We start from the raw sequence: 491 nt of genomic DNA, 5'->3' as shown, positions 1-491 counted from the left end.
GTCGCCGCGGTCGGTGATCTCCCCGGCGACCCAGGAGTCGACCCCGCGGTCGGCCAGGGTGGTCAGCGCGACGTCCACCGAGTCGGCCGGGACGATCGCGATCATGCCGACGCCCATGTTCAGCGTCTTCTCCAGCTCCAGCTGCTCCACGTTCCCGGCCTTGCCGACCAGGTCGAAGACCGCGCCCGGGGTCCAGGTGGAGCGGTCCACGGTGGCGTGCAGCCCGTCCGGGATGACCCGGGCCAGGTTGTTGGCCAGACCGCCGCCGGTGACGTGGCTGAAGCCGTGCACCTCGGTCGTCCGGGTGAGCGCCAGGCAGTCCAGCGAGTAGATCCGGGTCGGCTCCAGGAGCTCCTCGCCGAGCGTCCGGCCGAACTCCTCGATCTCGCGGTCCAGCGTCCAGCCGGCCCGGTCGAAGACCACGTGGCGGACCAGTGAGTACCCGTTCGAGTGAAGACCGGAGGACGCCATCGCGATGACCGCGTCACCCG

The 491-nt window shown here is 70.9% G+C and carries 1 protein-coding gene; it reads right to left on the bottom strand.

From position 1 onward, the window contains the following. The coding region (locus RM844_RS32230; RefSeq protein ID WP_311670996.1) for an AIR synthase-related protein at nt 1-491 on the bottom strand (491 nt) is incomplete at both ends.

Source organism: Streptomyces chisholmiae, assembly GCF_031845445.1.
Taxonomy (GTDB): Bacteria; Actinomycetota; Actinomycetes; order Streptomycetales; family Streptomycetaceae; genus Streptomyces; species Streptomyces chisholmiae.
This window is presented reverse-complemented; position numbering and strand designations above follow the sequence as displayed.